The sequence below is a fragment of the uncultured Microbulbifer sp. genome (assembly GCF_947498635.1).
GTDB classification, from domain to species: domain Bacteria; phylum Pseudomonadota; class Gammaproteobacteria; order Pseudomonadales; family Cellvibrionaceae; genus Microbulbifer; species Microbulbifer echini.
The window spans coordinates 1-386 of record NZ_CANMKV010000141.1 but is presented as its reverse complement, the minus strand read 5'-3'; the positions used below and the strand labels follow the sequence as shown (position 1 = coordinate 386).

Genomic DNA, 386 nt, shown 5'->3' with positions numbered 1-386 from the left:
CGTCTCAAGAACTCTTTAGGCTTTAACCGAAGTTGCTTGCGTCGCTGGTCACGGTGATCAAAATAACGAAACTCCAGCCCCTTATGATCCACATTTAATATCTGCTTTGGTTTCAGTGGCCCACCTTTGATATAGCGTGAAAAATACAGCAGTACACCTTGACCATGCTCATATCGTTCCTGAATACGAACCGACCATTCTTTGCGATAGCAAGCTTTAAAGAGGATATCAAATTGGCCAATTGACCAACTGGGAGGGAGCTTAAGTAATCCAGCACGATATTGTTCTAATAACAGCGCTTGAAATTTCCCCCTATAAAGGCTCTTAACCACTCGCACAGGTAATAAGTATTCACCTGTTTCTTTCCAGTTTTCTCTTAAAGTCAA

General features: G+C 42.0%; 1 protein-coding gene. It reads right to left on the bottom strand.

Annotation, left to right across the window (positions count from 1 at the left end; translation table 11 throughout):
- Positions 1–386: transposase (locus Q1A69_RS20190; RefSeq protein WP_299589745.1), on the bottom strand; the 386-nt coding region annotated here is incomplete at both ends.